The sequence below is a fragment of the Clostridium estertheticum genome (assembly GCF_026650985.1).
Taxonomy (GTDB): Bacteria; Bacillota; Clostridia; order Clostridiales; family Clostridiaceae; genus Clostridium_AD; species Clostridium_AD estertheticum_C.
Genome location: NZ_CP086239.1, coordinates 938,890 through 960,352, shown reverse-complemented (window position 1 = coordinate 960,352; position 21,463 = coordinate 938,890). Strand labels below are relative to the sequence as shown.

Annotated in this window: 19 protein-coding genes; 7 read left to right on the top strand and 12 right to left on the bottom strand. The window is 31.4% G+C overall.

From position 1 onward, the window contains the following. Genes LL038_RS04895 through LL038_RS04860 form a run of 8 tightly spaced genes read right to left on the bottom strand, consistent with a single transcriptional unit; the run spans position 1 to position 7,300 of the window. The gene (locus LL038_RS04895; protein ID WP_152752453.1) at positions 1-681 is read right to left on the bottom strand and encodes a 4Fe-4S dicluster domain-containing protein; all 681 of its coding nucleotides are present in this window, start codon (positions 679-681) and stop codon (positions 1-3) included. A gap of 56 nt (positions 682-737) precedes the next feature. Next, complete coding sequence (locus tag LL038_RS04890; protein ID WP_216119793.1) at positions 738-1,589, bottom strand: FAD/NAD(P)-binding protein; 852 nt, start codon at positions 1,587-1,589, stop codon at positions 738-740. A gap of 1 nt (position 1,590) precedes the next feature. Continuing rightward, positions 1,591-2,625, bottom strand: a complete 1,035-nt coding sequence (locus tag LL038_RS04885) for a 4Fe-4S dicluster domain-containing protein (protein ID WP_309245014.1) — start codon at positions 2,623-2,625, stop codon at positions 1,591-1,593. After that, positions 2,622-3,605: a 4Fe-4S dicluster domain-containing protein gene (locus LL038_RS04880; RefSeq protein ID WP_216119794.1), complete on the bottom strand. Its 984-nt coding sequence runs from the start codon at positions 3,603-3,605 to the stop codon at positions 2,622-2,624. The genes LL038_RS04885 and LL038_RS04880 overlap by 4 nt, the downstream gene beginning before the upstream one ends. Next, positions 3,593-4,057, bottom strand: a complete 465-nt coding sequence (locus LL038_RS04875) for a hydrogenase iron-sulfur subunit (protein ID WP_071613085.1) — start codon at positions 4,055-4,057, stop codon at positions 3,593-3,595. The genes LL038_RS04880 and LL038_RS04875 overlap by 13 nt, the downstream gene beginning before the upstream one ends. Further along, complete coding sequence (locus LL038_RS04870; RefSeq protein WP_216119795.1) at positions 4,048-6,033, bottom strand: CoB--CoM heterodisulfide reductase iron-sulfur subunit A family protein; 1,986 nt, start codon at positions 6,031-6,033, stop codon at positions 4,048-4,050. The genes LL038_RS04875 and LL038_RS04870 overlap by 10 nt, the downstream gene beginning before the upstream one ends. Before the next feature lie 48 nt (positions 6,034-6,081). Continuing rightward, positions 6,082-6,492, bottom strand: a complete 411-nt coding sequence (locus tag LL038_RS04865; RefSeq protein WP_216119796.1) for a 4Fe-4S dicluster domain-containing protein — start codon at positions 6,490-6,492, stop codon at positions 6,082-6,084. Between the two features lie 19 nt (positions 6,493-6,511). After that, positions 6,512-7,300, bottom strand: coding sequence for a CoB--CoM heterodisulfide reductase iron-sulfur subunit B family protein (locus LL038_RS04860; protein ID WP_216120055.1), 789 nt, complete (start codon positions 7,298-7,300; stop codon positions 6,512-6,514). A 439-nt stretch (positions 7,301-7,739) separates the two neighbouring features. Between LL038_RS04860 and LL038_RS04855 the strand changes: the two genes are divergently transcribed. Next, complete coding sequence (locus tag LL038_RS04855) at positions 7,740-8,633, top strand: LysR family transcriptional regulator (protein WP_216119797.1); 894 nt, start codon at positions 7,740-7,742, stop codon at positions 8,631-8,633. Between the two features lie 126 nt (positions 8,634-8,759). Here LL038_RS04855 and LL038_RS04850 read toward each other — a convergent pair whose 3' ends face one another. Both LL038_RS04850 and LL038_RS04845 read right to left on the bottom strand, forming a co-directional pair. Next, complete coding sequence (locus LL038_RS04850; protein WP_216119798.1) at positions 8,760-9,773, bottom strand: WG repeat-containing protein; 1,014 nt, start codon at positions 9,771-9,773, stop codon at positions 8,760-8,762. Between the two features lie 131 nt (positions 9,774-9,904). Beyond that, positions 9,905-10,663 (bottom strand): exodeoxyribonuclease III, encoded by a 759-nt coding sequence (locus LL038_RS04845; protein WP_216119799.1) that lies wholly within the window; start codon positions 10,661-10,663, stop codon positions 9,905-9,907. Between the two features lie 266 nt (positions 10,664-10,929). Here LL038_RS04845 and LL038_RS04840 point away from each other — a divergent pair, with 266 nt between their 5' ends. From LL038_RS04840 to LL038_RS04820, 5 genes are all read left to right on the top strand, one after another. Continuing rightward, complete coding sequence (locus tag LL038_RS04840; RefSeq protein WP_216119800.1) at positions 10,930-11,310, top strand: hypothetical protein; 381 nt, start codon at positions 10,930-10,932, stop codon at positions 11,308-11,310. Between the two features lie 136 nt (positions 11,311-11,446). Further along, positions 11,447-12,469: a CotS family spore coat protein gene (locus tag LL038_RS04835; RefSeq protein WP_216119801.1), complete on the top strand. Its 1,023-nt coding sequence runs from the start codon at positions 11,447-11,449 to the stop codon at positions 12,467-12,469. Positions 12,470-12,510: 41 nt separating this feature from the next. Continuing rightward, on the top strand, positions 12,511-13,515 hold the full coding sequence (locus LL038_RS04830; protein WP_216119802.1) for a CotS family spore coat protein: 1,005 nt from the start codon (positions 12,511-12,513) through the stop codon (positions 13,513-13,515). Positions 13,516-13,527: 12 nt separating this feature from the next. Next, the gene (locus LL038_RS04825; protein ID WP_216119803.1) at positions 13,528-14,673 is read left to right on the top strand and encodes a glycosyltransferase family 4 protein; all 1,146 of its coding nucleotides are present in this window, start codon (positions 13,528-13,530) and stop codon (positions 14,671-14,673) included. A 21-nt stretch (positions 14,674-14,694) separates the two neighbouring features. Further along, the gene (locus LL038_RS04820; RefSeq protein WP_216119804.1) at positions 14,695-15,690 is read left to right on the top strand and encodes a GDP-mannose 4,6-dehydratase; all 996 of its coding nucleotides are present in this window, start codon (positions 14,695-14,697) and stop codon (positions 15,688-15,690) included. Between the two features lie 66 nt (positions 15,691-15,756). Here the strand turns inward: LL038_RS04820 and LL038_RS04815 are convergent, their stop codons facing one another. Then, positions 15,757-17,064 (bottom strand): UDP-glucose dehydrogenase family protein, encoded by a 1,308-nt coding sequence (locus LL038_RS04815; protein ID WP_216119805.1) that lies wholly within the window; start codon positions 17,062-17,064, stop codon positions 15,757-15,759. Positions 17,065-17,275: 211 nt separating this feature from the next. Between LL038_RS04815 and LL038_RS04810 the strand changes: the two genes are divergently transcribed. Next, positions 17,276-18,100: an MBL fold metallo-hydrolase gene (locus LL038_RS04810; protein WP_216119806.1), complete on the top strand. Its 825-nt coding sequence runs from the start codon at positions 17,276-17,278 to the stop codon at positions 18,098-18,100. Positions 18,101-18,150: 50 nt separating this feature from the next. Here the strand turns inward: LL038_RS04810 and LL038_RS04805 are convergent, their stop codons facing one another. Next, a complete protein-coding gene (locus tag LL038_RS04805; RefSeq protein ID WP_253199869.1) occupies positions 18,151-21,438 on the bottom strand; it encodes an SNF2 helicase associated domain-containing protein in 3,288 nt (1,095 codons plus the stop codon). Positions 21,439-21,463 lie beyond the last annotated feature (25 nt).

Below are 21,463 nucleotides of genomic sequence, written 5' to 3'. Positions count from 1 at the left end.
TTACTTTGTAATATCTCTTGTGTTATATAATTCCTTTAATTCATCTATACTTTTAATCATTAATTCTTTCATTGAATCATCATAAGTGCCTTCTTGAATTTCTTTTACCCTTTTTGTCAAATCTTCTGTTTCAGGAGCAATGTATTTGCCTGTAAGTCTTCGAGCAAGCATCGCTACTTGATAATGAGTAATACCTGCTGGGCACCTAGATGCACAAATTCCGCACATAACACAATCAAAAGATTCATGAGCACATTTCTCAATATCTCCTCTTTGAGCACTGGCAATATACTGCATAACATTAAGACCTTGTGGGCACCCCTTCGTACATGAATTACAACCAATACAGCTATATATTTCAGGATAAAGCTTCATCATTGTATCAGCCGTTGGCGCTAGTTCGTTCATATCATAAGTTCTTTTGTCTCCAGGGAAAAATGGTAATTGAGTAAGATACATACCATCTTCAACCTTAGTTTGACATGCTAAACATACCTTTAATTCATTCTTGCCTTTAATTCTATATATTGTGGAACAAGCACCGCAAAAGCCGCCCCTACATCCACATCCTCTTACTAATTTGTACCCTGCATACTCCATCGAATCCATAATTGTAAGGCTTGAAGGTACAGAATATTTTTTATTTAATATGTATATTTCCACCATTTCTTTATTGGACATTTTATATGCCTCCTTTATCCCAAATCTTTAATGGGATGGTTTTAACCGATTTATTATTAATATTCATCAGGAAGTTCATCTATTTCATCACATCTAAATACTGGACCATCTTTACACACATATTTATCTCCAATATTACAACGTCCACATTTTCCTACGCCGCATTTCATTTTTAATTCTAAAGTTGTGTATACCTGATCCTTCTTAAATCCTATTTCCATAAGTGTTTGAAGAGTATATTTAATCATGATAGGTGGCCCACATAACAAGGCTACTTTATTTGTATCAAATCCAATTTCTTTAACGTAAGATGGAACAAATCCTACATGTCCTTCCCACCCTTCGGCTTCTCTATCAACAGTTAAATGAACCTCTGTATTAGGCCTTGATGGCCAGTTTTCAAAGATGTCCTTTTGAAAAACAAGATCTTCAGGTGATCTTGATCCATATAGAATATCTACCTTTCCGTAATTTTCTCTATTATCCATTACATAGTTTATAACAGAACGAATAGGTGCTAAACCTATTCCACCACCGATGAAAAGAAGGTCTTTTCCTTTTAGTTCATCATTAACAGGAAAATTATTTCCATAGGGTCCTCTTATTCCGATTTCACTGCCTACCTCTAAACCATGTAGATATTCTGTAACCACACCACATCTTTTTACACTAAACTCCATATAATCTTTTTGCGTTGGAGAAGAAGTGATTGAGAAAATAGCTTCTCCAAGTGGAGGAACCGAAATCATTGCACATTGACCTGGCATATGTTCAAATGGTTTTCCACCACCAGGTTTTGTAACTCTAAAAGTAGTTACATCATGTGTATCTTTTCTAACATCAATTATCTCAGCTATTTCTGGCATTAAAGGGTTCACATGTTCATGTTCATTACAAGTACAGCTCATTTTATTCACCACCCAACTTTTTAATTACTTTAACAATATCCAAGTGAACTGGACATTTTTCAACGCACCTTCCACATCCAACGCAAGCATATACACCCTCATTATTATTGGGATAATAAACAAGCTTATGCATGAAACGCTGCCTGAATCTTTCCTTCTGCGTTTTTCTGATATTTCCATGTGCCATAAGAGTAAAATCCGAGAACATACATGAATCCCAGCAACGGAATCTTTCTCCAGATGTATCCCCTTTAAAGTCAGAAATATCATAACAATGACAAGTAGGACATACATAAGTACATGAACCACATCCTAAGCACCGCTGACTAAGTTCTCCCCAAATTTCAGATTCAAATAACTCATTAAGCTCACCCGTTATTTTTTTAGGGTCTAGGTTTGCTAAAGGAAGCTCTTTTAACTTATCATTTGTAGCCTCTTGTAATGCATTTAATTCACTTTTATCCTGTTCAGTAACATCTTCTAAAATATCCTTTAATTGCTTTGTTAAGTTTTCACCTTTTTGAGTTTGTGGATCCCAAAGTATGCTATCCCCAATATCCCATGTGTTAACATCAACTTCCTTCGAAGCTGTTTGTGGCTCAATCCCAAATGAACTACAAAAGCAAGTTTCCGCAGGATTAAAACAGGCCATGGAAACGATAGTTCCTTTTTCTCGCCTTTCTTCGTATAAAGCATCTACAGGATCACTGAGAAATACATTGTCAAGTAGCTTAAAGCTCCTTGCATCGCAATGCCTTACTCCAAACAATACATACTCCTCTTTTTTTCCTCCTACATTGTCTAGTTCAAGTTTCTTTCCGTCCCTTTTAAACTTTAAGTAGGTTTCACTTTGTGGGAAAATAAAACTTTTTGGTGAAATATTAGTTTTCAGTTTTTCTACATTCACCGTATCTCCTTGTTTCCACATATCAAAGTTTACTTTTCCATCCACTTCAATAGGCAAAAACAGTTCATAAGATTCATCAATTTTACTAAAAAGATCCGAAAACTTATTCTTTAATATTTTCTTCATCATTTTTTCCCACCTCTGTGTGATGTAAATGAATCACTATCATCCAGTTTAAACATTCCGATTGGGGCTTGTTTAGTTGGATCTACTCCCGCATCATATTCACCATAAAGCTCATTTATATCTTTCATTATTTTACTATTTAATAGGTAAAGCGGTATATTCGCTGGACATACTCTGCTACATTCTCCACAGTCCACGCAACGACCACCAACGTGGTAAGCCCTAATAATATGATAAAACTGCTCTTCGCTTTCTACATTTGCTTTACCTGATACATCAACTTTATCGTTGTCAAAAATACATTTTACGCAACTACATGCAGGACATATATTACGACAAGCATTACATCTTATGCATTTTGAAAATTGAGCTGCCCAAAAATCAGATCTTTCTTTATCAGTTAGAGCTTCAAGTTTTTCTACCTCTTTAAACCGTTCTAGTGGATCTACTTCTCTAGTTACCGTATCCGACATTAACTGATCATACACTACAGGATTAGGTCGTCTACATCTAATGCATTTATCATATTCAAATTCCTTTGAGGTAACCTTCTTTTCACCATCTTTTTTTACAAATATGATTTCATCCCCAGATCTTTTAACACTTAAAAGGCCTTTATCTAATCCTTCTTTTTTTACTTTTTCTGGGTCAATCATCCCAGGACAACCTATTCCATAAACAACAACCTTGCTTCGATCTACTCTGTTGTCATTTATAAGTTGGTTAAATCCAAGGGAATCGCATCCTTTTAAAAATATACCTACTTTTTTATTATCTTTTAATTCATTAAGCAAATATTTACTTAGATTATTAACGCAGAAACAATCCCATACTAAAGAATCTACTTTATCAACATCTGTTATAAATACGGGATAAGAATCATCAAATGTATCTCCCTTTTCCCAGCCTATAATTTTTTCTACTTCCCCATTTTCTAGGGCTAATTTTGCGGTCTCTCTTATTTTTTGTGTTATCTTATCCATCTTTCATCCCTCAACTTTCTATTAGGGCCAAGTTTATGAACTTTCTCTAATACGTCATTCATAACGCTTGAAAATTTTTGTCCCTCGGCTGCTGAAATCCAATCCACTCTAAAACGTTCTTTTTCTATCCCCATAAATACAAGCAAATTTGTCAAAATTGAAAAACGACGTCTTGTATGATAGTTTCCGCTTGTATAATGGCAATCCCCTGGATGACAACCGGCAATTACTACACCGTCAGCCCCATGTTGAAATGCACGAAGTATAAAGTTTTCACTTACTCTACATGAGCATGGAACCCTAATAATTTTAACATTGGCAGGATAAGCTAATCTGCTTGTCCCCGCTAAATCTGCTCCTGCATAACTACACCAGTTACAACAAAAAGCTACAATTAAGGGTTCAAATTCACTTTTATCTATCCCCTCGATTTTTTCGGCTTCTATCGACATATTGCATCCACCTCCGCTAAAATCTGTTTATTAGTAAATCCTTTAAGATCAATGGCACCAGGACGACAAGCTACAGTACATCCGCCACATCCTTGACAAAGTGCTTCATTTACACTTGCAACTATTTTATTAATTATATTTCCATTCTCTTTAACTTCAATTGTTTTTGATGAGATTGCATCATATGGACATATTTTAGTACACGCAAGACATCCACTACAAATCGATTCATCTACTTCTGAAACACAAGGATTATTAACCAACTTATCCTTACTTAATACGCCAATTACCTTTGCTGCTGCAGCACTTGCTTGTGCTACTGTCTCTGGTATATCCTTTGGTCCTTGGCATGCTCCTGCTAGAAATATCCCTGCAGAATGAGTTTCAACAGGACGAAGTTTTGGATGCGCCTCTGTAAAGAAATTATTTGTATCTGTACTTATGCCTAATATTCTTTTAATTGTAGTTGCATCATCTTTGGCCTTAGTTGCCGCAGCGAGCACTACTATATCTGCATCAATTTGAACTGTCTCTCCAGTCGAAGCATCAATAGCATTAACTTGAAGATTCTCTCCATTTGGAAAAACTTTACCAACCATTCCTTTAATATAATGAACACCATATTCTTCAACAGCTCTTCTCTGGAACTCTTCAAAGTTTTTTCCTGGTGTACGAACATCAATATAAAAAACATAGGCTTCCATATCAGGATAATGATCCTTAAGTAACATTGCATGTTTTGCTGTGTACATACAACAAATTTTTGAACAGTAAGGTTTACCCCTTAAGGTCTTGTCCCTTGATCCAACACATTGTATAAACACTACTTTTTTAGGCACTCTTTGGTCAGATGGACATAATAGATGACCTGCTGTTGGACCTGCAGCATTTGTTAATCTCTCAAATTCAAGCGATGTTATTACATCAGGATGTTGACCATACTGGTATTCTCCAAATTTATCTAAACTTATAAGATCATAACCTGTGGATACCACTATAGCACCATATTGTTTTGTTATTTTAGTATCAACCTGAGAAAAATCAACAGCACCCGCTGTACATACTTTTTCGCAAATTCCACATTTTCCTGTTTTAAACTTGATACAATGTTCTCTATCTATAACAGGTACGTTTGGAACCGCCTGAGCGAAAGGCATATAAATGGCCCCTCTGTTTCTTAATCCTTCATTAAACTCACTTTTAGCTTTTTTCGAAGGACATTTTTCAGTACAGACACCACAACCAGTACACTTATCCATATTTATACTTCGTGCCTTTTGGTTAATGGTTGCTTCAAAGTTTCCCACATATCCTTTAACTGCCTCAAGCTCACTGTATGTATATAATGTTATATTTTCATGAGATGCGGCATCTACCATTTTCGGTGTCAAAATACAGGCAGAACAATCGAGTGTTGGGAATGTTTTATCAAGTTGAGACATCTTACCACCAATACTTGGTGACTTCTCAATGATATCAACTTGATAACCAGCCTCAGCAATATCAAGAGCCGTTTGAATTCCTGCTATTCCTCCACCAATAACAAGTGCCCTTTTTGTTACATCTATTTGGCCTGGTGTAAGTTCACTATTTAATGTAGCTTTAGCCACTGCAGCCCTAACAAGAGCTATGGCTTTAGGCGTTCCAATCTCTTTATCCTTATGAATCCAAGAACAATGTTCTCGAATATTAGCAACTTCTAATAAATATGGGTTTAGACCTGCTGCTTTAGCCGCTTTTCTAAATGTTGCCTCATGCATTCTAGGTGAACATGATGCTACCACAACTCTGTCTAATTTTTGATCTTTTATCGCATTTTTGATCAAATTCTGACCTACTTCGGAACACATATATTGATAGTCTTTAGCATATACAACTCCAGGCATTTTTTGTGCTTCTTCTATGACTTTATCAATGTCTACGGTAGCTGCTATATTACTTCCACACCAACAAACAAAAACTCCAATTTTCTGCAATTTGATTCCTCCTTTAAAAATAACAGTTTCATTATTTTAATGTAAAAATTATTTGTTGTACTTTCTAAATACACTTGCTATTGCCTGTTGGGGCATTTTATCATCTATTTTTTTAATAACATCTTCAGCTTTTATTCTATTTTCTCCTGAACGCCTAATAACTATAAGTCTCACTGCCTCTAAAACGTTTGCAATATCTATATCCCTAGGACAACGCTCAGAACATGTGAAACATGAAGCACAAGACCAAATCGTTTTACTTTCTATAACCTTGTCTAGTTCTCCTGTCTGAAGTAATCTTATGACCTGATGAGGTAGAATATCCATCCCTTCACTTGCAGGGCAACTTGCTGAACATTTTCCACACTGGATGCAATCTTGTATCCTCTGCCCACTAATTTGAAGAATTTGCTCTAACTCTTTTGATCTTTTGCCTGAATATATTTTCACTCTTTTCATTACACTATCTCCTCCTATCTTATTTAACACCTAAAGCTTCTGCTAAAAGTTCTGTGAAATAGGTAATAGATAGTTTATCTTTTGCCCCATCATTACTAATTTCTAGGTTATATTTACAAAGGGGGCATGCAGTAACAATTTCTTCTGCATCATTTTTTACAGCGGATTGTATTATATTATCTGTCATTTTGTTTACAAGATCCTTCTGTTCTAAACAAAGGTACCCTCCACAACACTCCGTTCTATATGGATATATAACTGGAATAGCTCCTATTGCTGTAATAAAATCTTCTATAATAGAAGGATTTTCTGGATCATCAAAATTCATAGTACTACTTGGACGAAGGAGCAAACAACCATAATATGCACCAATTTTACGATTAGTAAGAGGATTCGTAACTTTTTTAGCTAGTTCATCAAATCCTATTTCATCTCTAAGTACTTCTAGATAATGAAGAACTTGTGTCTCACCCTCGTATTCTTTTGGCAAGTCTAAATAATTGTTAACCTTTGATTTTATATCCTCTTTGCTTTTCATATCTTCATTTACTCTTTTAATCACATGATGACATGCTGCACATAAAGTGACTAGCTTTTCACCTTTATCCCTTGCTGCTGCTAGGCTCCGTACAGCGGATAATTTAGTAGCTATTTCATCAGTGGCCATTGGATATACCGCACCACAACATTGCCACTCTTTTTGCTCTTCTAGCTCAAACCCCAAGACTTTTGCAGAATCTAGTGCATACTTTTCTAATTCCTGAGCTTTCGTCTTTAACGTACAACCTGGATAATAACTATACTTCATATTTTTCATCTAGACTTTTAAACAAATGTATAAGTCTAGATTTGCACCTCCCTTCAATTTATTAATGTTTTAATACTAGTTAGTAAAAAATGTTTATATTATCTGTTAACGTTTATTTCTTAAAAATGATGAAGTTTCACTTAACTTCTTGTTAAAATTATAACATGTATTCTTCTAAATTTAAAATACCATTAAACTATGATATAATAGTATTTGCCTATCATAAAGAAACATCTTATAAATTTACTATAACAAAGTATTCTTTTCTTAATTTTGTTGATATATCTACATTTATCAACAAATAAGTATTTTTTTATATTTTTTTATATTGTATAATTCAATTTAATTTTTGTTAAAATTATAACGTTTTCCATTATAATTTAGAAACATTAATCAACTATGGTTTCATAGTTGAAATCTATAATTAGGAGGCTGCGTTATGGAATTAAGACAGTTACAATATTTTCAGATGGTTTGTCAATTAAATAGTATTACACAAGCTGCAAAAAAACTTTACGTAACCCAACCATCCATTACCAATTCCATTAAGAATTTAGAAAAAGAACTGTCCTGTGTACTCTTTGACAGATCTAAAAAGCAACTTTTTCCCACAGTTGAAGGAAAAATTTTTTTAAAGAGAGTAGATGAAATTTTAAAACTAGTAGACAATGCCACTACCGAAATGAAAGATTACGAGGATCTTAAAAAGGGTATACTTACAATAGGCATACCTCCAATGATCGGTACCTTTATATTTCCTATAGTTTTTATTAAATTTAAACAATTATATCCAAATATCAAACTCAATATTATAGAATATGGATCTATTGAAACAAGACAAATGATAGAAAATGGAGACTTGGATTTAGGTCTTATTATAGGTGACCCAGGTAATGATATACTAGCTTCCTTGCCTATTTTAGATAGCGAACTCTTAGTTTGCTTAAAAAAAGAACATCCGCTAAGAAAAAAGTCAACTATTACATTTGAAGATATTAAAAGCGAACCTATTATCTTATTAAAAGAAGGCTTCTACATAAGGGAGAAGGTATTAAATCGTTTTAGAGAAAAACATATTCAGCCTAATATTATTTTATCGTCCAACCACTTAGAAACCGTCAAAGGACTTATTACAAACGGGGTTGGTATATCTTTTTTATTAAAAGAAATTGTTGAAGATAATGATAAAATAACAAAAATTCCATTATGTAATACTATTCCTATAAAAATTGCTCTCGTTTGGAGAAAAAATTGTTGTTTATCCACTGTTTCAAAAGTATTTATAGATTTCTTAAATGCAAACCCCCTACCCGTTCATAAGAATTTAGATTAAGTTAATAATTTTCTTATTGAAAATATACATAAAAAGCGCATCCTAAAAATCCACTTTTATATTCGGACAAAAATGCCTCAAAATAGAAATCACTTTCTATTTTGAGGCAACCAATTAATCTAAAATCTAAGCTTGTAATTTCCAAATGTATTCTCCTGATTTATTGATATATCCAATCCTTTTACCTATTTCAACCCTTGCAATTCCCTGGGTAAATTCATAGGCTTCTTCAAAAATTGGTTCTATAATCATTTCACCTAAACAATCTATGTAACCCCACAAATCTCCTATTTGAGCAGCTATTAAACCCTCACTTATAATATCTATGTCTTCAAAATTTGTTGGTATTGTAATATTACCACTTTTATCAATACAACCATATTTTTCATTTTCACAAATTACAGCTATACCTTCATAAAATTTGCCAGCCCACTCAAATTTCGGTTTTATAATAATGTCTCCCGTGTTATCTATGTATCCGTATTTTTCTCTTATCTCAACTGCTGCTAATCCTTCATTGAACTCAGAGCAAACATTATATCGTAGCGGTATAATTATTTCTCCGCTCTTGTTTATATACCCATACTTTCCCTTAGAACAAACTGATGCTATTCCACTGTAAAATTCATTAGCATAATCATAAATTGCATCTATTATAATTTTACCATCCTTATCTATATATGCTATCTTACCACCTATTTGAACTGCTGCTAATCCATCACTATAATCATTAGCATCTAAATATTTTGGTGGTACTATTTCCGTACCTTCACTATCTATATATCCCCACATATAGCCACTCTTTACTGCTGCTCTTCCTTCAATAAAGAAATTAGCTTCCTCATATTTAGGTTCAACTATAAGTTTTCCGCTTAAATTAATATACCCATTTTTATGACCTACTTTTATTGCTGCAAGCCCTTCGTTAAATGGCATAACTTCATCATACTTAGGTTCTATGACAAACTCTCCAGCCTTATTTATAAAGCCATACTTGTCATCTATACCCACTATTGCTAAGTCACCTTCAAACTCCTGAGCATAATTAAATTTATTTTCTATAACTACATTGCCTTCCCTATCTATGTACCCATATCTTTTCTTGAATTTTACAGGATACAAATTATTCTCATTGTTCATAACTAAAACTTCCTTTCACTTTTTGAAAACTAGTTCAAAAATTATAAATTAACTAAATATAATATCATTATACACTGAACTAGTTTAAATAAATAATTGATACACTACTTTGCATCTTAATTTAAATATTACTATAAAATAATGCTCACAGGGCAATGATCTGATCCTATAACCTCATTTAAAATAGAGGCTTCCTTCAGCTCGCTTAATAGGTCCTTTGTTATAAAAAAGTAGTCAAGACGCCACCCTGCATTTTTTTCCCTAGCCTTAAATCTGTAACTCCACCAAGAATATTTTACTTCCTCTGCATGAAGATATCTAAAAGTATCAACGTAACCATGAGATATAAATTTATCCATCCACGCCCGCTCTATAGGTAAGAACCCTGAGTATTTTTCATTTGCCTTTGGATTTTTAAGATCAATAACATTATGAGCGGTATTATAATCCCCACAAATAATTAGCTTTTTTCCTTTTTTTCTTAACTTTTCACAGTAAGCTAGTAATTCATCATAAAATTCCATTTTATAATTTAATCTATCCTCATCCTTTTGACCATTAGGAAAGTAAATATTAAAAAGTGTGAAATTTTCAAATTCAGCTATTAATATTCGCCCTTCACTATCAAATTTCTCTATTCCAATCCCTCGCATAACAGATATTGGTTTTTGCTTAGTGTATATAGCTACTCCACTATAACCTTTCTTCTGCGCACAACAAAAATATGAATAATACCCTTCTATATTTTTAAGCTCATCGCTTATTTGATCCTCTTGAATTTTTGTTTCTTGCAAACATAAAACCTCTGGTTGCTCACTCCCAATCCATTCAATAAATCCTTTATTTTTTATGGCTCTTATACCATTTACATTCCATGAATAAATTTTCATAAAAACACCTTCCTCATAAAGTTATTTTACAGATGCAAATTACCTATATATTTATCATTTACTGTTTTTAATCAAGTATGTAAAACTCTTAATATTAATATATCATATTTTTGAGTATTATAAAATTACCTTTTGTAATTATTGATTAAAACAAGTATTGTAATTATTTTAATGAATTCATTTTTATTTTCCTTTTAAAATATGTCTTATTACTATCACCCTTATAGTTAAATCAGAATACTATTATAGTGAAGGGGATGTTATTCATGGATTATAGAGAAAAATATACTGGAAATAAGGAGAAGTTTTACTTTTTTTTAAAGGATGAGGTTATAAGACTATTCAAAGACAAGCTCAAAATAGATGGAGCTCTTGTTAACATACCAGATGATGAAGAATTGAATTACCAATTTAAACTTGATAGTGATGAAAATTATGGTGATTTTACAATTAAAGTTACATGGGGACAAAAGTCAAAACAAACTAACGCATTAGAAGAAGATATCAATATGAGTTCTGCTGAGGAATTCGAAGAAAAGACCAATATAAATTCTGATGATACATTAAAAGAAGATACCAATATAAACTCTGATGGAATGGAAATAACTACTGATGTAAGCTTTGATTATGAGCCCTTTGAATTTTAATAAATACTAAATTAACACTCCCTGGGGATGTTTTGTATGACTTTTCTTTTCCTAAACATTTATTAAGACTCCTCAGGGTTTTATATATAAATATAAATTTCAAGATTGATATTCATTGTTATAAGGAGGCCACATTATGGAACAAGAAAATATAAATTTAATATTATCTCAATATAATATTAATATTGTTGATATAAAACAACAATCCGATAAAGGTAAAAAGGCCATCTGGTGGATAAAAACTACTGATGGTGATAAAGTCTTAAAAAAACACTCCTGCTCATCTAAAACCCTCGAATTCATACTCTCAGCTGTTGAGCACTTAAAAAATAGAGAGGTTAACTTATCTAATATTATTAAAACAAAAAACAATAATAATTATATAAAAGGAGTTAATTGCTGTTACGTTTTAAGTGATGCTATTATTGGCAATACCCCAAATGAGGACAAACCTCAAGAATTAAAAATGATAGTCGAAGCGCTAGCTACGTTCCATTACGCCTCTAGAGGTTTTGAATTTCCTGATGATTGCAAGCCAAGGTTACATCTAGGTCTTCAAAAGGAAGAGTTTGAAGGTCAAATGATTAAATTAAAAGGTTTTTATGATACCGAAATGTCTATTCCTAAACATTCAGAATTCGGACAAATTATTATATCACAGTTTCCTTATTTTTATAAAAGAATGCAATTAGCAATAGCTGAAAATAAGAAATCAGGATATTCCAGATGGGCCCTTGAGACTAAAAATACAAATTGCCTTTGTCATCAAGATTTTACTGCTAGTAATCTTATTCTTACTAGTTCTAAAGAAATATTTGTTTTAGATATAGATTCTATTACTATAGATTTACCTACTAGAGACATAAGAAAATTTTTAAATAAGATCATGAAAAAGGAAGGCCAATGGGATTTAAAATTAACATCACAGATATTACAATGGTACAATGCCATAAATCCACTAGAACACTGGAAATGGCAGGTATTAAAAGAAGCATTAATTTTCCCTCATCTTTTTGTAGGCATAATGAGCAAATATTATGAAAAAAGAGAAATCAGTTGGCCTGAGGCTAGATATATTGAAAGATTAAAAGGAATGATTAAAATAGAAAAATCTATTGAACCTATTTTGCAAGATTTCGAAAGAATTATTCCTTCATAAATTATTAATATCTGGTATTAAATTGGATTGGAGGCATTAAATTGGATAACGAATCAAATAACTATTTATCACTTGGTAGTAAAGTTCTTTTAGCGTACGATATAAAACCTTTGAATTTAAAAATGCTTCAAAGTAAAGGTTTGAAAACATTATGGAAATTAACTTACAAAAATACACCCCTATGCCTTAAAAGATTAAATCAAACTATGGAAGAGGCTCTTTTCTCGGTTAATGCACAGATATATATATTTAACAATGGTGGCATGGTACCCAGGGTCTATCCTAATGCTGAGGGTAATTTTATAACTGAATATAACGGACAGTTATTTGTATTATACAGTTGGGTCAACGGGCGCGATATGAATTTAGAAAACCCTAAAGATTTACCCTTAGCATTACAGTCATTATCAAAATTTCACATAACCTCCATTGGATATGTGCCGCCAATTAATTCTAAAACATCCTCTAAACTTGGGAACTGGCCAAAACAATATACATCTATGAAAAATAGAATGTTAAAGATAAAAGAAATTTGTATACAAAATCCTAATAATGCAAATTATTCGAGCTTTGTAGATCATATAGATCCAATCATAGAAATTTGCGATAAAACAATTAATCTAATTAATAGTTCTTCTTATAGTGATTTATGTAGCATTAATCAAAAAGAGTCTTGTTTATGTCATCAGGATTTTGGCACCGGAAACGTAATGCTAATAGACGGCAAAGGCATAGTTATAGATTTGGATAGTGTTACCTACGACTTACCTTCTCGAGATTTAAGAAAGATTATCGGGAAAAGAATGATGCAATTTAATGATTACAGTATAAATAACATTGAAACTATATTAAAATTCTATGAAATAAATAATATTCTTTCACCAGAACACAGAGAAGTTTTAAAAATCGACTTAATGTTCCCTCATTGGTTCTTTGGTTTAATAAAAAGTATACACAAAAGTGATAAATCAATAAGTGCTCAAAGAATTTCTGCAATTTCTAGCTTCGAACAAAATAAATTTTCTACGCTTCAAAAATGGCTTTAAAGGAGGCATATATTGAAAATAGCAATAATTTGTACGGAAAAGCTTACCTTTCCCCCTATTAATGGTGGCGCTGTTCAAATGTATCTTGAAGGTGCCTTGCCTATGTTATCAAAACTCCATGAAATAACTGTGTTTAGTATACAAGATCCTAATCTACCTAACAGGGCTTTCGAAAATAATGTAAAATATATACGATTACCTGCACGCACTAGTGATGAGTACGTACTTGGTGTAAAAAAGTTTCTTACAAATGACTTTGATTTAGTTCATGTATTTAATAGACCTCGCTGGGTCCCCTTCTTAAGTAAAGGCTTAACTTGCGCTTTTAGCTTAAGCCTTCATAATGAAATGTTTGGCCATAATAAAATTAGTAATGAATTAGCAAGTGCCTGCATTAATAGGGTAAGCTTTATCACCACTGTAAGCGGCTTTATTGCAAATGGAGTAAAAGAATTGTATCCATTTGCCAAAGAAAAACTTCATCCCGTATATTCTGCAGTAGATTGCAATTTATATAAACCAGTTTGTAATAATGATGTTAAGGATTCTAGTAGAAATATACTTCGAGAGAAATATGGTCTTAAGGATTATAAAACAATATTATATGTAGGTAGATTAACTCCAAAAAAAGGTACTCATATAGTACTCGATGCTATGAATTCTGTTATGGAGTCACACCCAAATACTGCCCTAATGATTGTTGGTAGCAAATGGTATGGTGGAAATCAACCTACTGATTATGTTAAATTATTAAAACGCATATCAAAAGAACTAAAAGGACCAGTTATTTTTACAGGTTTCCTAAGTCCTTACGAAATTCCTAAATATTATAGCATCGGAGATATTTTTGTTAATTTGTCACAATGGAGAGAGCCCTTAGCACGAGTTCACTATGAAGCTATGGCAGCAGGACTTCCTATTATAACTACTAATCGTGGTGGTAATGCAGAAGTAATGGAAGATGGTATAAATGGCTTTATAATTAATGGTAATGATTGTGAAAACCCAAGGGTTCTTGAAAAAAATATACTTCGTCTTCTAGATAATAAAGATCTATGCCTCGAGCTAGGGGCTAATGGTCGAAAACTAGCTGAGGAAAAATATAATTTTAATAGACTTGCTAATGATTTATTAAAACTTTTTGATAATATTAAATAATTTAAATAAGGAAGTGTACTATTGAATAATTCAATTTTAGTAACTGGAGGAGCAGGCTTTATTGGTTCAAACCTCTGTGATTATTTATTAAAAAACAATAATAAAATAATTATTGTCGATAATTTTAATGACTTCTATAATCCTTTGATAAAAAGAAATAATATCACTAAGATACAAAATTTAATGAAAATCAACAATATTACTGATGATAATTTAATAATAAAAGAAGGCGATATCCGAGATACAATTTTTTTGACAAAAATATTTAGTTTATACAAAATAGATATAGTAATTCACCTTGCAGCCATGGCTGGTGTTCGCCCGTCTATCATAAACCCATTTTTATATAACGAAGTAAACATGGCTGGTACACTAAACTTATTAGACTTATGTAATAAATATAAGATAAATAAATTTATATTTGCCTCCTCTTCATCTGTATATGGAAATAACGAAAAACTTCCCTTCACTGAGTCAGACTCTGTAGATTCACCAATCTCACCTTACGGGGCCACTAAGAAATCTGGTGAACTATTATGTCATGTTTATAGCCATCTATATGGGTTTAATATAGCTTGCCTTAGATTTTTCACTGTATATGGTCCAAGACAGAGACCTGATTTAGCTATCTATAAATTTACAGAATCTATTTTAAAAGGAAATGAAATTTCTATTTTCGGAGATGGCACTACAAAACGAGACTACACCTATATAGATGATATAGTTCAAGGCATAGATAAAGCCATAACATGGACAATTAAAGGCAATAATAAGTATGAAATATTTAATTTAGGCGATTCTACTACTATCATGCTTAAGTATATGATAGAACGAATAGAAATCGAACTTGGTACTAAAGCAATTATTAAATATTTGCCTATGCAACCTGGTGATGTGAATATAACTTATGCTAATATTTCTAAATCGAAAGAAATTTTAGGTTATAATCCAATAACAAATTTTGATTATGGAATTCACAAATTTGTAAAATGGTTTAAAACTATCCCATTATATTAATAATACAAATAAATGACTACTACTTTATTATTTAAAGTAGTAGCCATTTTATTTTACTTATTTCTTTTAATTTTTAATATTTCCTTTTCCTACAGAATAATAAGCTTTAATATTAGCCTCTTTAATTTTCTCTATATCCAATATATTTCTTCCATCAATTATTACAGATTCACTCATAATCTCATTAACCTTACATAAATCTATGCTATAGAACTCATTCCATTCTGTACAAATTATCATCGCATCACAGTCTTCTAAACATTTATACATTCCATCACAATAAGTTATATCTGGAAATATATTTTTTATTTCATTTGTGACCATAGGATCATAAGCTTTTATATTGACTTTATTCTTTAATAACTTTTCGATTATATATAAAGATGGGGCTTCCCTAATATCATCCGTATCCGGTTTAAACGTTAGCCCTAATATAGCTACTGTTTTTCCTTCAATTATTTTATAATGTTCTAATAATATATCCACTGGTAATACTCTTTGTTTTTCATTTACATCAACAGTGGCCTTTACAATATTTAGATTACAATTATAATTTTCAGACATTTTAACTAATGCTTTTGTGTCTTTCGGGAAGCAAGATCCACCATAACCTATTCCAGCTTTTAAAAACAAGGGTGAAATTCTCTTATCTAGTCCTAAAGCATATGCAATTACATCAATGTCAGCGCAAGCTTTATTGCAAAGATTAGCTATTTCATTCATAAAAGAAATTTTCACCGATAACAATGCATTAGAGGTATATTTAATTAATTCTGCAGTTTCAGGGTTAGTTAAAACCATTTTTATATTAAATGGCTCGTACAATTTTTTCATTACATCCAAAGCTTTTTGTGATTCTGAGCCTAAGACTATTTTATCGCCATAGAAAAAATCATATATGGCTTTTCCTTCTCTTAAGAATTCTGGGTTAGAAACTACATCAAAGCATTCCTTTTGAACATGATTTTTTAACAACTTACTTGTTATATATTTTTGAGTACCTACTGGCACCGTACTTTTAGTTACTACTACTTTATATTTATTAATATATGGTGAAATTAGATTTATTACTGCGTCTACTTGTCCCATATCTACATCCCAATTATCCTTTGTTGGAGTTCCTACAGCAATAAATATTATATCTGAAGATTTAATTCCTATTTCTAAATCGTCAGTAAACTTAACACTATTTGTATTTAAAGTTTCTTTTAGTAATTCGTCTAATCCCTCTTCAAAGATAGTTGGTACTCCAGTTTTTAGCATGTTTAATTTATCCAAGTCTTTTTCTACACAAATAACCTTATTCTCTTTCTTACCAAAACATAATGCCGTTATAAGTCCTACATATCCAGCTCCAATAACGCATATATTCATACAATCACATTCTCCTCTTTGATAGAATCCCACTTTTACTTAAATAAATCGCTTTAAAAGCTTATTCTACCTATCTAAATACTATATGAGGTTATTCATAATTTGGTGAAGACTGTATAACGTTATGGTATAATAAAATCAGAAAAATTAAAGCTTAAATAAAAATATAATCATTTACTATAAAATAAATACACAAAATAAGAGGTATAAAATGAGCTTTGTTAGATTATCTAAAACAGTTGAATATATGTATAAATTGCATCGTAGAAACTTTAAGTTGTACTTTAAACCTATAAAAGCGCCGTTATATGAGCCTATAGTAGAAAATTCTATCCACTGGGTAGGTCATGCTACTGTAGTCATTAATTTAAACGATAAGATTATAGTAACTGATCCTGTAACTAGTTTAAATCTTGGTGAACTAAAAAGGTTAGTTAAACCCTCTTTAAATTTATCATCCATTAATATTGATTACATAGTTATTTCTCATGGTCATATGGATCATATGAATTATTCAACCCTCAGGAAAATAAATAAAAGTGCTATAGTTATTGCACCTATTTACTTAAACATGCCTTTAAAAATTTTAGGTTTTAAACATATAGTGCTTCTAAACCACTCTGAAATATATAGTGATAGACACATAAAAATAAAGGCATTAAAAGCGAATCACGATGGAAGGCGTTACCCTTGGGGAGCTAAAGCTGAGAGCAACTCCTATATAATTGAAAGTGACCTTAAAAAGATCTTTTTTGCTGGTGATACTGCTCTCACTGATGCATATAAAGATTTAGTAGCAGATGTAGCCATCATGCCTGTAGGCTGCTATAAACCTGATGAATTTCAAGAGATGCATTGTTCTCCAGAGCAAAGCTTTAAAATGTTTAAAATGACAAAAGCTAAATTAATGATACCCATTCATTATAAAACCTATATTCTAGCTCAAGATAAGGATGATGACACTGTTAATACATTAAATAGAATAAATGATGGGAGTATAAAAATTATTGATATAGGCCAAACTGTAAAATTATAAATAACACAAAAGCAGGCAATAGAACCCTAAATTAGGTCTATGCCTGCTTTTTATACAAATAAATCTTCAATATCATTTTGACTCATCTGTGATAAGAACAATTCTGCTCCTGTTTCATCATTAATAACACTATCTGTAATTTCTTTTTTCTTTTGTTGAAGCTTAAATATTTTTTCTTCTATAGTTCCTCTTGCTATTAATTTTATAACCTCTACTGTTTTTTTCTGTCCAATTCTATGAGCTCTATCTGTTGCTTGAGCTTCTACAGCAGGATTCCACCAAGGATCAAAATGTATAACCATATCTGCACCTGTAAGGTTTATACCAGTCCCACCAGCTTTTAGAGATATTAAGAATACCTGTGACTCTCCTTCATTAAAATCCTTCACCATCTTAACTCTTTTTTCTGCCTTTGTTGAACCATCAAGATACATATAGTTTATATCTTTATCATCTAATCTATTTGAAATATTCTTCAAAACTCTTGTAAATTGAGAAAATATTAATATTCTATGGCCTTCCTCTAAACTATTATCTAAGATTTCATCTAGAGCCTCCATTTTTCCACTACCTCCATTATAATTCTCTATAAAAGTAGATGGATCGCAACATATCTGCCTTAACCTTGTTAATATTGAAAGCACCTTAAACTTGCTTTTATTAAATCCTTTCTCCCTAACATCTTCTTCTAATTCCCCTTTAGCATCCTTTAAATAAGCCAAATAGATTTTCTTCTGCTCCTCTGTCATTTCCACTGAAATCCTATGTTCTATTTTTGGAGGTAAATCTTTTGCAACCTCAACCTTCGTTCGCCTAAGTATAAATGGTTTTACATGATTATTTAATTCCTTAAGTGCATTTGTATTTCCATCTTTCACAATTGGTGCTTCATATTTCTTTGAAAAAGCACTATGATTTAGCATATAACCTGGCATTATAAAATCAAATATTGACCAAAGTTCAGTAAGAGAATTTTCAATAGGTGTTCCCGTAAGTGCGAATCTGCCTAAAGCATTTAAACTTTTTACAGCAGCAGAATTTTTAGAATTAAAATTTTTGATAAACTGGGCCTCATCTAAAAAACAATATCTAAATTGAATTTTTTTATACTCCTCAAGATCTCGCCTTATAAGTGAATATGATGTTATAACCACATCATTGTCATTTATATTTTGTTTTTGTTCTTCTCTCTGGCGTATATTCCCAGATATTACTATACATTTTAGCGAAGGTGCAAACTTTTCTATTTCATCCTTCCAATTGTATACAACTGACGTCGGGCATACTACGAGTGTTGGTTGTTTAATATCATTTTCCTCCACTTCAGACAAAATAAATGCTATAGCCTGGAGTGTTTTACCAAGGCCCATTTCATCTGCGAGTATTCCTCCAAATCCACATTTCCCGAGAGTTTTTAACCATTTAAATCCCACTTTTTGATAATCTCTCATTATACTATCTAAAGAACTTGGAATTACTACTTTTAATTCATTTGTATTTTTCAAATCATAAACTAACTCTTTAAATTTTTTATTTGTATCAACAAAATCCATCTGTTCTCGTTTTAATTTTTCTTCTATATATAGTGCATTATATTTAGAAAGCAGAATTTTATTTTTTGAAATATCTTTATCTTTTATATTTAAGTACTCTATCATTTCTGCAACTTTTAATAAATTATTAGATTCTAGCAATACAAAACTTCCATTTTTAAGCCTATGATATTTTCTTTTTTCTCTTAGTGATGCAAAAATATTTTTAAGTTCAATATTATCTACACCTTCAATGCTAAAGTTAAATTCTAAAAGATTATCCTTATTAAGTCTAATATTTGACTTATACCCAGTATTTCCATGCACACTTATTTTTTTAAATTCATCTGAATAATAAACATCCGCCATCTGCTGAAGTTTTTCGAGTCCTGAAACTAAAAACTCTAAAAGTTTTTCCTCATCTAACATTTCAAAACCATTATCCGTACGAATAAATCCGAATTCATTAAATTGATTTATGATACCCATTTCCTTATCCATGTCTCTTATAAGTGCTCTTCCCTCTTGTGCTTTATTTTCTTTACTATTAAAAGGGTTTATTTCTATATCTCCATATTTGAAAGTTATAAGAGCCTCAACATTTTCTGACTTTTTTTCAAAATAAACAATTGCCTTAAGCTCTTTTACATAAAATTCGTTTTTAAGGGACATATCTATATCAACTTTACTACTTATTTTATTTAATGTTGGAAGTACAAATGATGCTACATCATCTTTCTCTTCTTCATAAAATTCTATGCAACCATTTTTTTCATCTTTAAATCTATTATAAAAGGGCATATAAGTATCCCTTTGTGTAACTGGCGGCTCATATATTTTTCCTTCATAAAAAAAGAATTCACCATCACTAGTTATCGAAACAGGCATGTTATTCTTTTGCTCTAATATAAATTTATTGTCTTCCCTATTTATATTAAACTCTAAAGGCATAGATTCCTTTTCTATGTGTACATTAGTAAAGGTTTCACCTTTTATAACAACCGATAACTCTCTATTGTATAAGCACTTTAATAATCTTTTAATCATACTATCAGTAAAATAAGCCTTTTTACCCGACAGAAACTTCACCTGGTTACTCTTATATGCATTTGTAGCCCCCGCTAACGACTGCAGTTCACCTGCTTCTTTAAAAATTTCTATAATATTTAGATCTTCATCCCTAAAAGAGTGCAAACAAGGATTATATGTAAATTTCTTACCAAATTCCATTGGCTCAAAACTTTTATTATAACAAATTAAGAATTCTTTTATGTTCTTAACCACGTATTGCTTATCCTCACCGATTTTTAAGCTCACAAATGATTTTGTATTATCGCTGCTAGATCCGTGCTCATATTTTATATCTATATTTAAGTATATTTTTGCTCTTTGAGCCACATTAATATTATTAGTTATTTGTTTAATTAAATTATTTGTTTTAACCATTTTCTTCACTTTAATAATTTGTTCTTTCTCATTAACATACTTAAATAATGTAGCCACAACATGTTTGCACATATTTCTACGTCCGTAATAACCGAAACTATATTTATCGCAATCACAGTTATAGTTTATAAACAAATTAATATTATCAAAACTTACATCTACTTTATATAATGCAAATTTTGAGGACTGTACATTTGAAGTTATCGTAGTTTGTGTATAATCTTCAAAATTTCCCAGGTCTTCTATTTCTACATCTATGTCCTTAACCTTATTATCTAAATAGTACTTCTTTCCAACTTTATAAGTCTCTTTATCAGTATTTTCTTGTATTATTTCTTCATTAATATCATTATTACCCAAAAATTTCACCCCTAAATTTTCTAGT

Excerpts from the sequence above, each read along its gene's own strand:
- LL038_RS04895 (WP_152752453.1), bottom strand. The coding sequence starts at position 681 with ATGTCCAATAAAGAAATGGTGGAAATATACATATTAAATAAAAAATAT.
- LL038_RS04890 (WP_216119793.1), bottom strand. The coding sequence starts at position 1,589 with ATGAGCTGTACTTGTAATGAACATGAACATGTGAACCCTTTAATGCCA.
- LL038_RS04885 (WP_309245014.1), bottom strand. The coding sequence starts at position 2,625 with ATGATGAAGAAAATATTAAAGAATAAGTTTTCGGATCTTTTTAGTAAA.
- LL038_RS04880 (WP_216119794.1), bottom strand. The coding sequence starts at position 3,605 with ATGGATAAGATAACACAAAAAATAAGAGAGACCGCAAAATTAGCCCTA.
- LL038_RS04875 (WP_071613085.1), bottom strand. The coding sequence starts at position 4,057 with ATGTCGATAGAAGCCGAAAAAATCGAGGGGATAGATAAAAGTGAATTT.
- LL038_RS04865 (WP_216119796.1), bottom strand. The coding sequence starts at position 6,492 with ATGAAAAGAGTGAAAATATATTCAGGCAAAAGATCAAAAGAGTTAGAG.
- LL038_RS04860 (WP_216120055.1), bottom strand. The coding sequence starts at position 7,300 with ATGAAGTATAGTTATTATCCAGGTTGTACGTTAAAGACGAAAGCTCAG.
- LL038_RS04855 (WP_216119797.1), top strand. The coding sequence starts at position 7,740 with ATGGAATTAAGACAGTTACAATATTTTCAGATGGTTTGTCAATTAAAT.
- LL038_RS04850 (WP_216119798.1), bottom strand. The coding sequence starts at position 9,773 with ATGAACAATGAGAATAATTTGTATCCTGTAAAATTCAAGAAAAGATAT.
- LL038_RS04845 (WP_216119799.1), bottom strand. The coding sequence starts at position 10,663 with ATGAAAATTTATTCATGGAATGTAAATGGTATAAGAGCCATAAAAAAT.
- LL038_RS04840 (WP_216119800.1), top strand. The coding sequence starts at position 10,930 with ATGGATTATAGAGAAAAATATACTGGAAATAAGGAGAAGTTTTACTTT.
- LL038_RS04835 (WP_216119801.1), top strand. The coding sequence starts at position 11,447 with ATGGAACAAGAAAATATAAATTTAATATTATCTCAATATAATATTAAT.
- LL038_RS04815 (WP_216119805.1), bottom strand. The coding sequence starts at position 17,064 with ATGAATATATGCGTTATTGGAGCTGGATATGTAGGACTTATAACGGCA.
- LL038_RS04810 (WP_216119806.1), top strand. The coding sequence starts at position 17,276 with ATGAGCTTTGTTAGATTATCTAAAACAGTTGAATATATGTATAAATTG.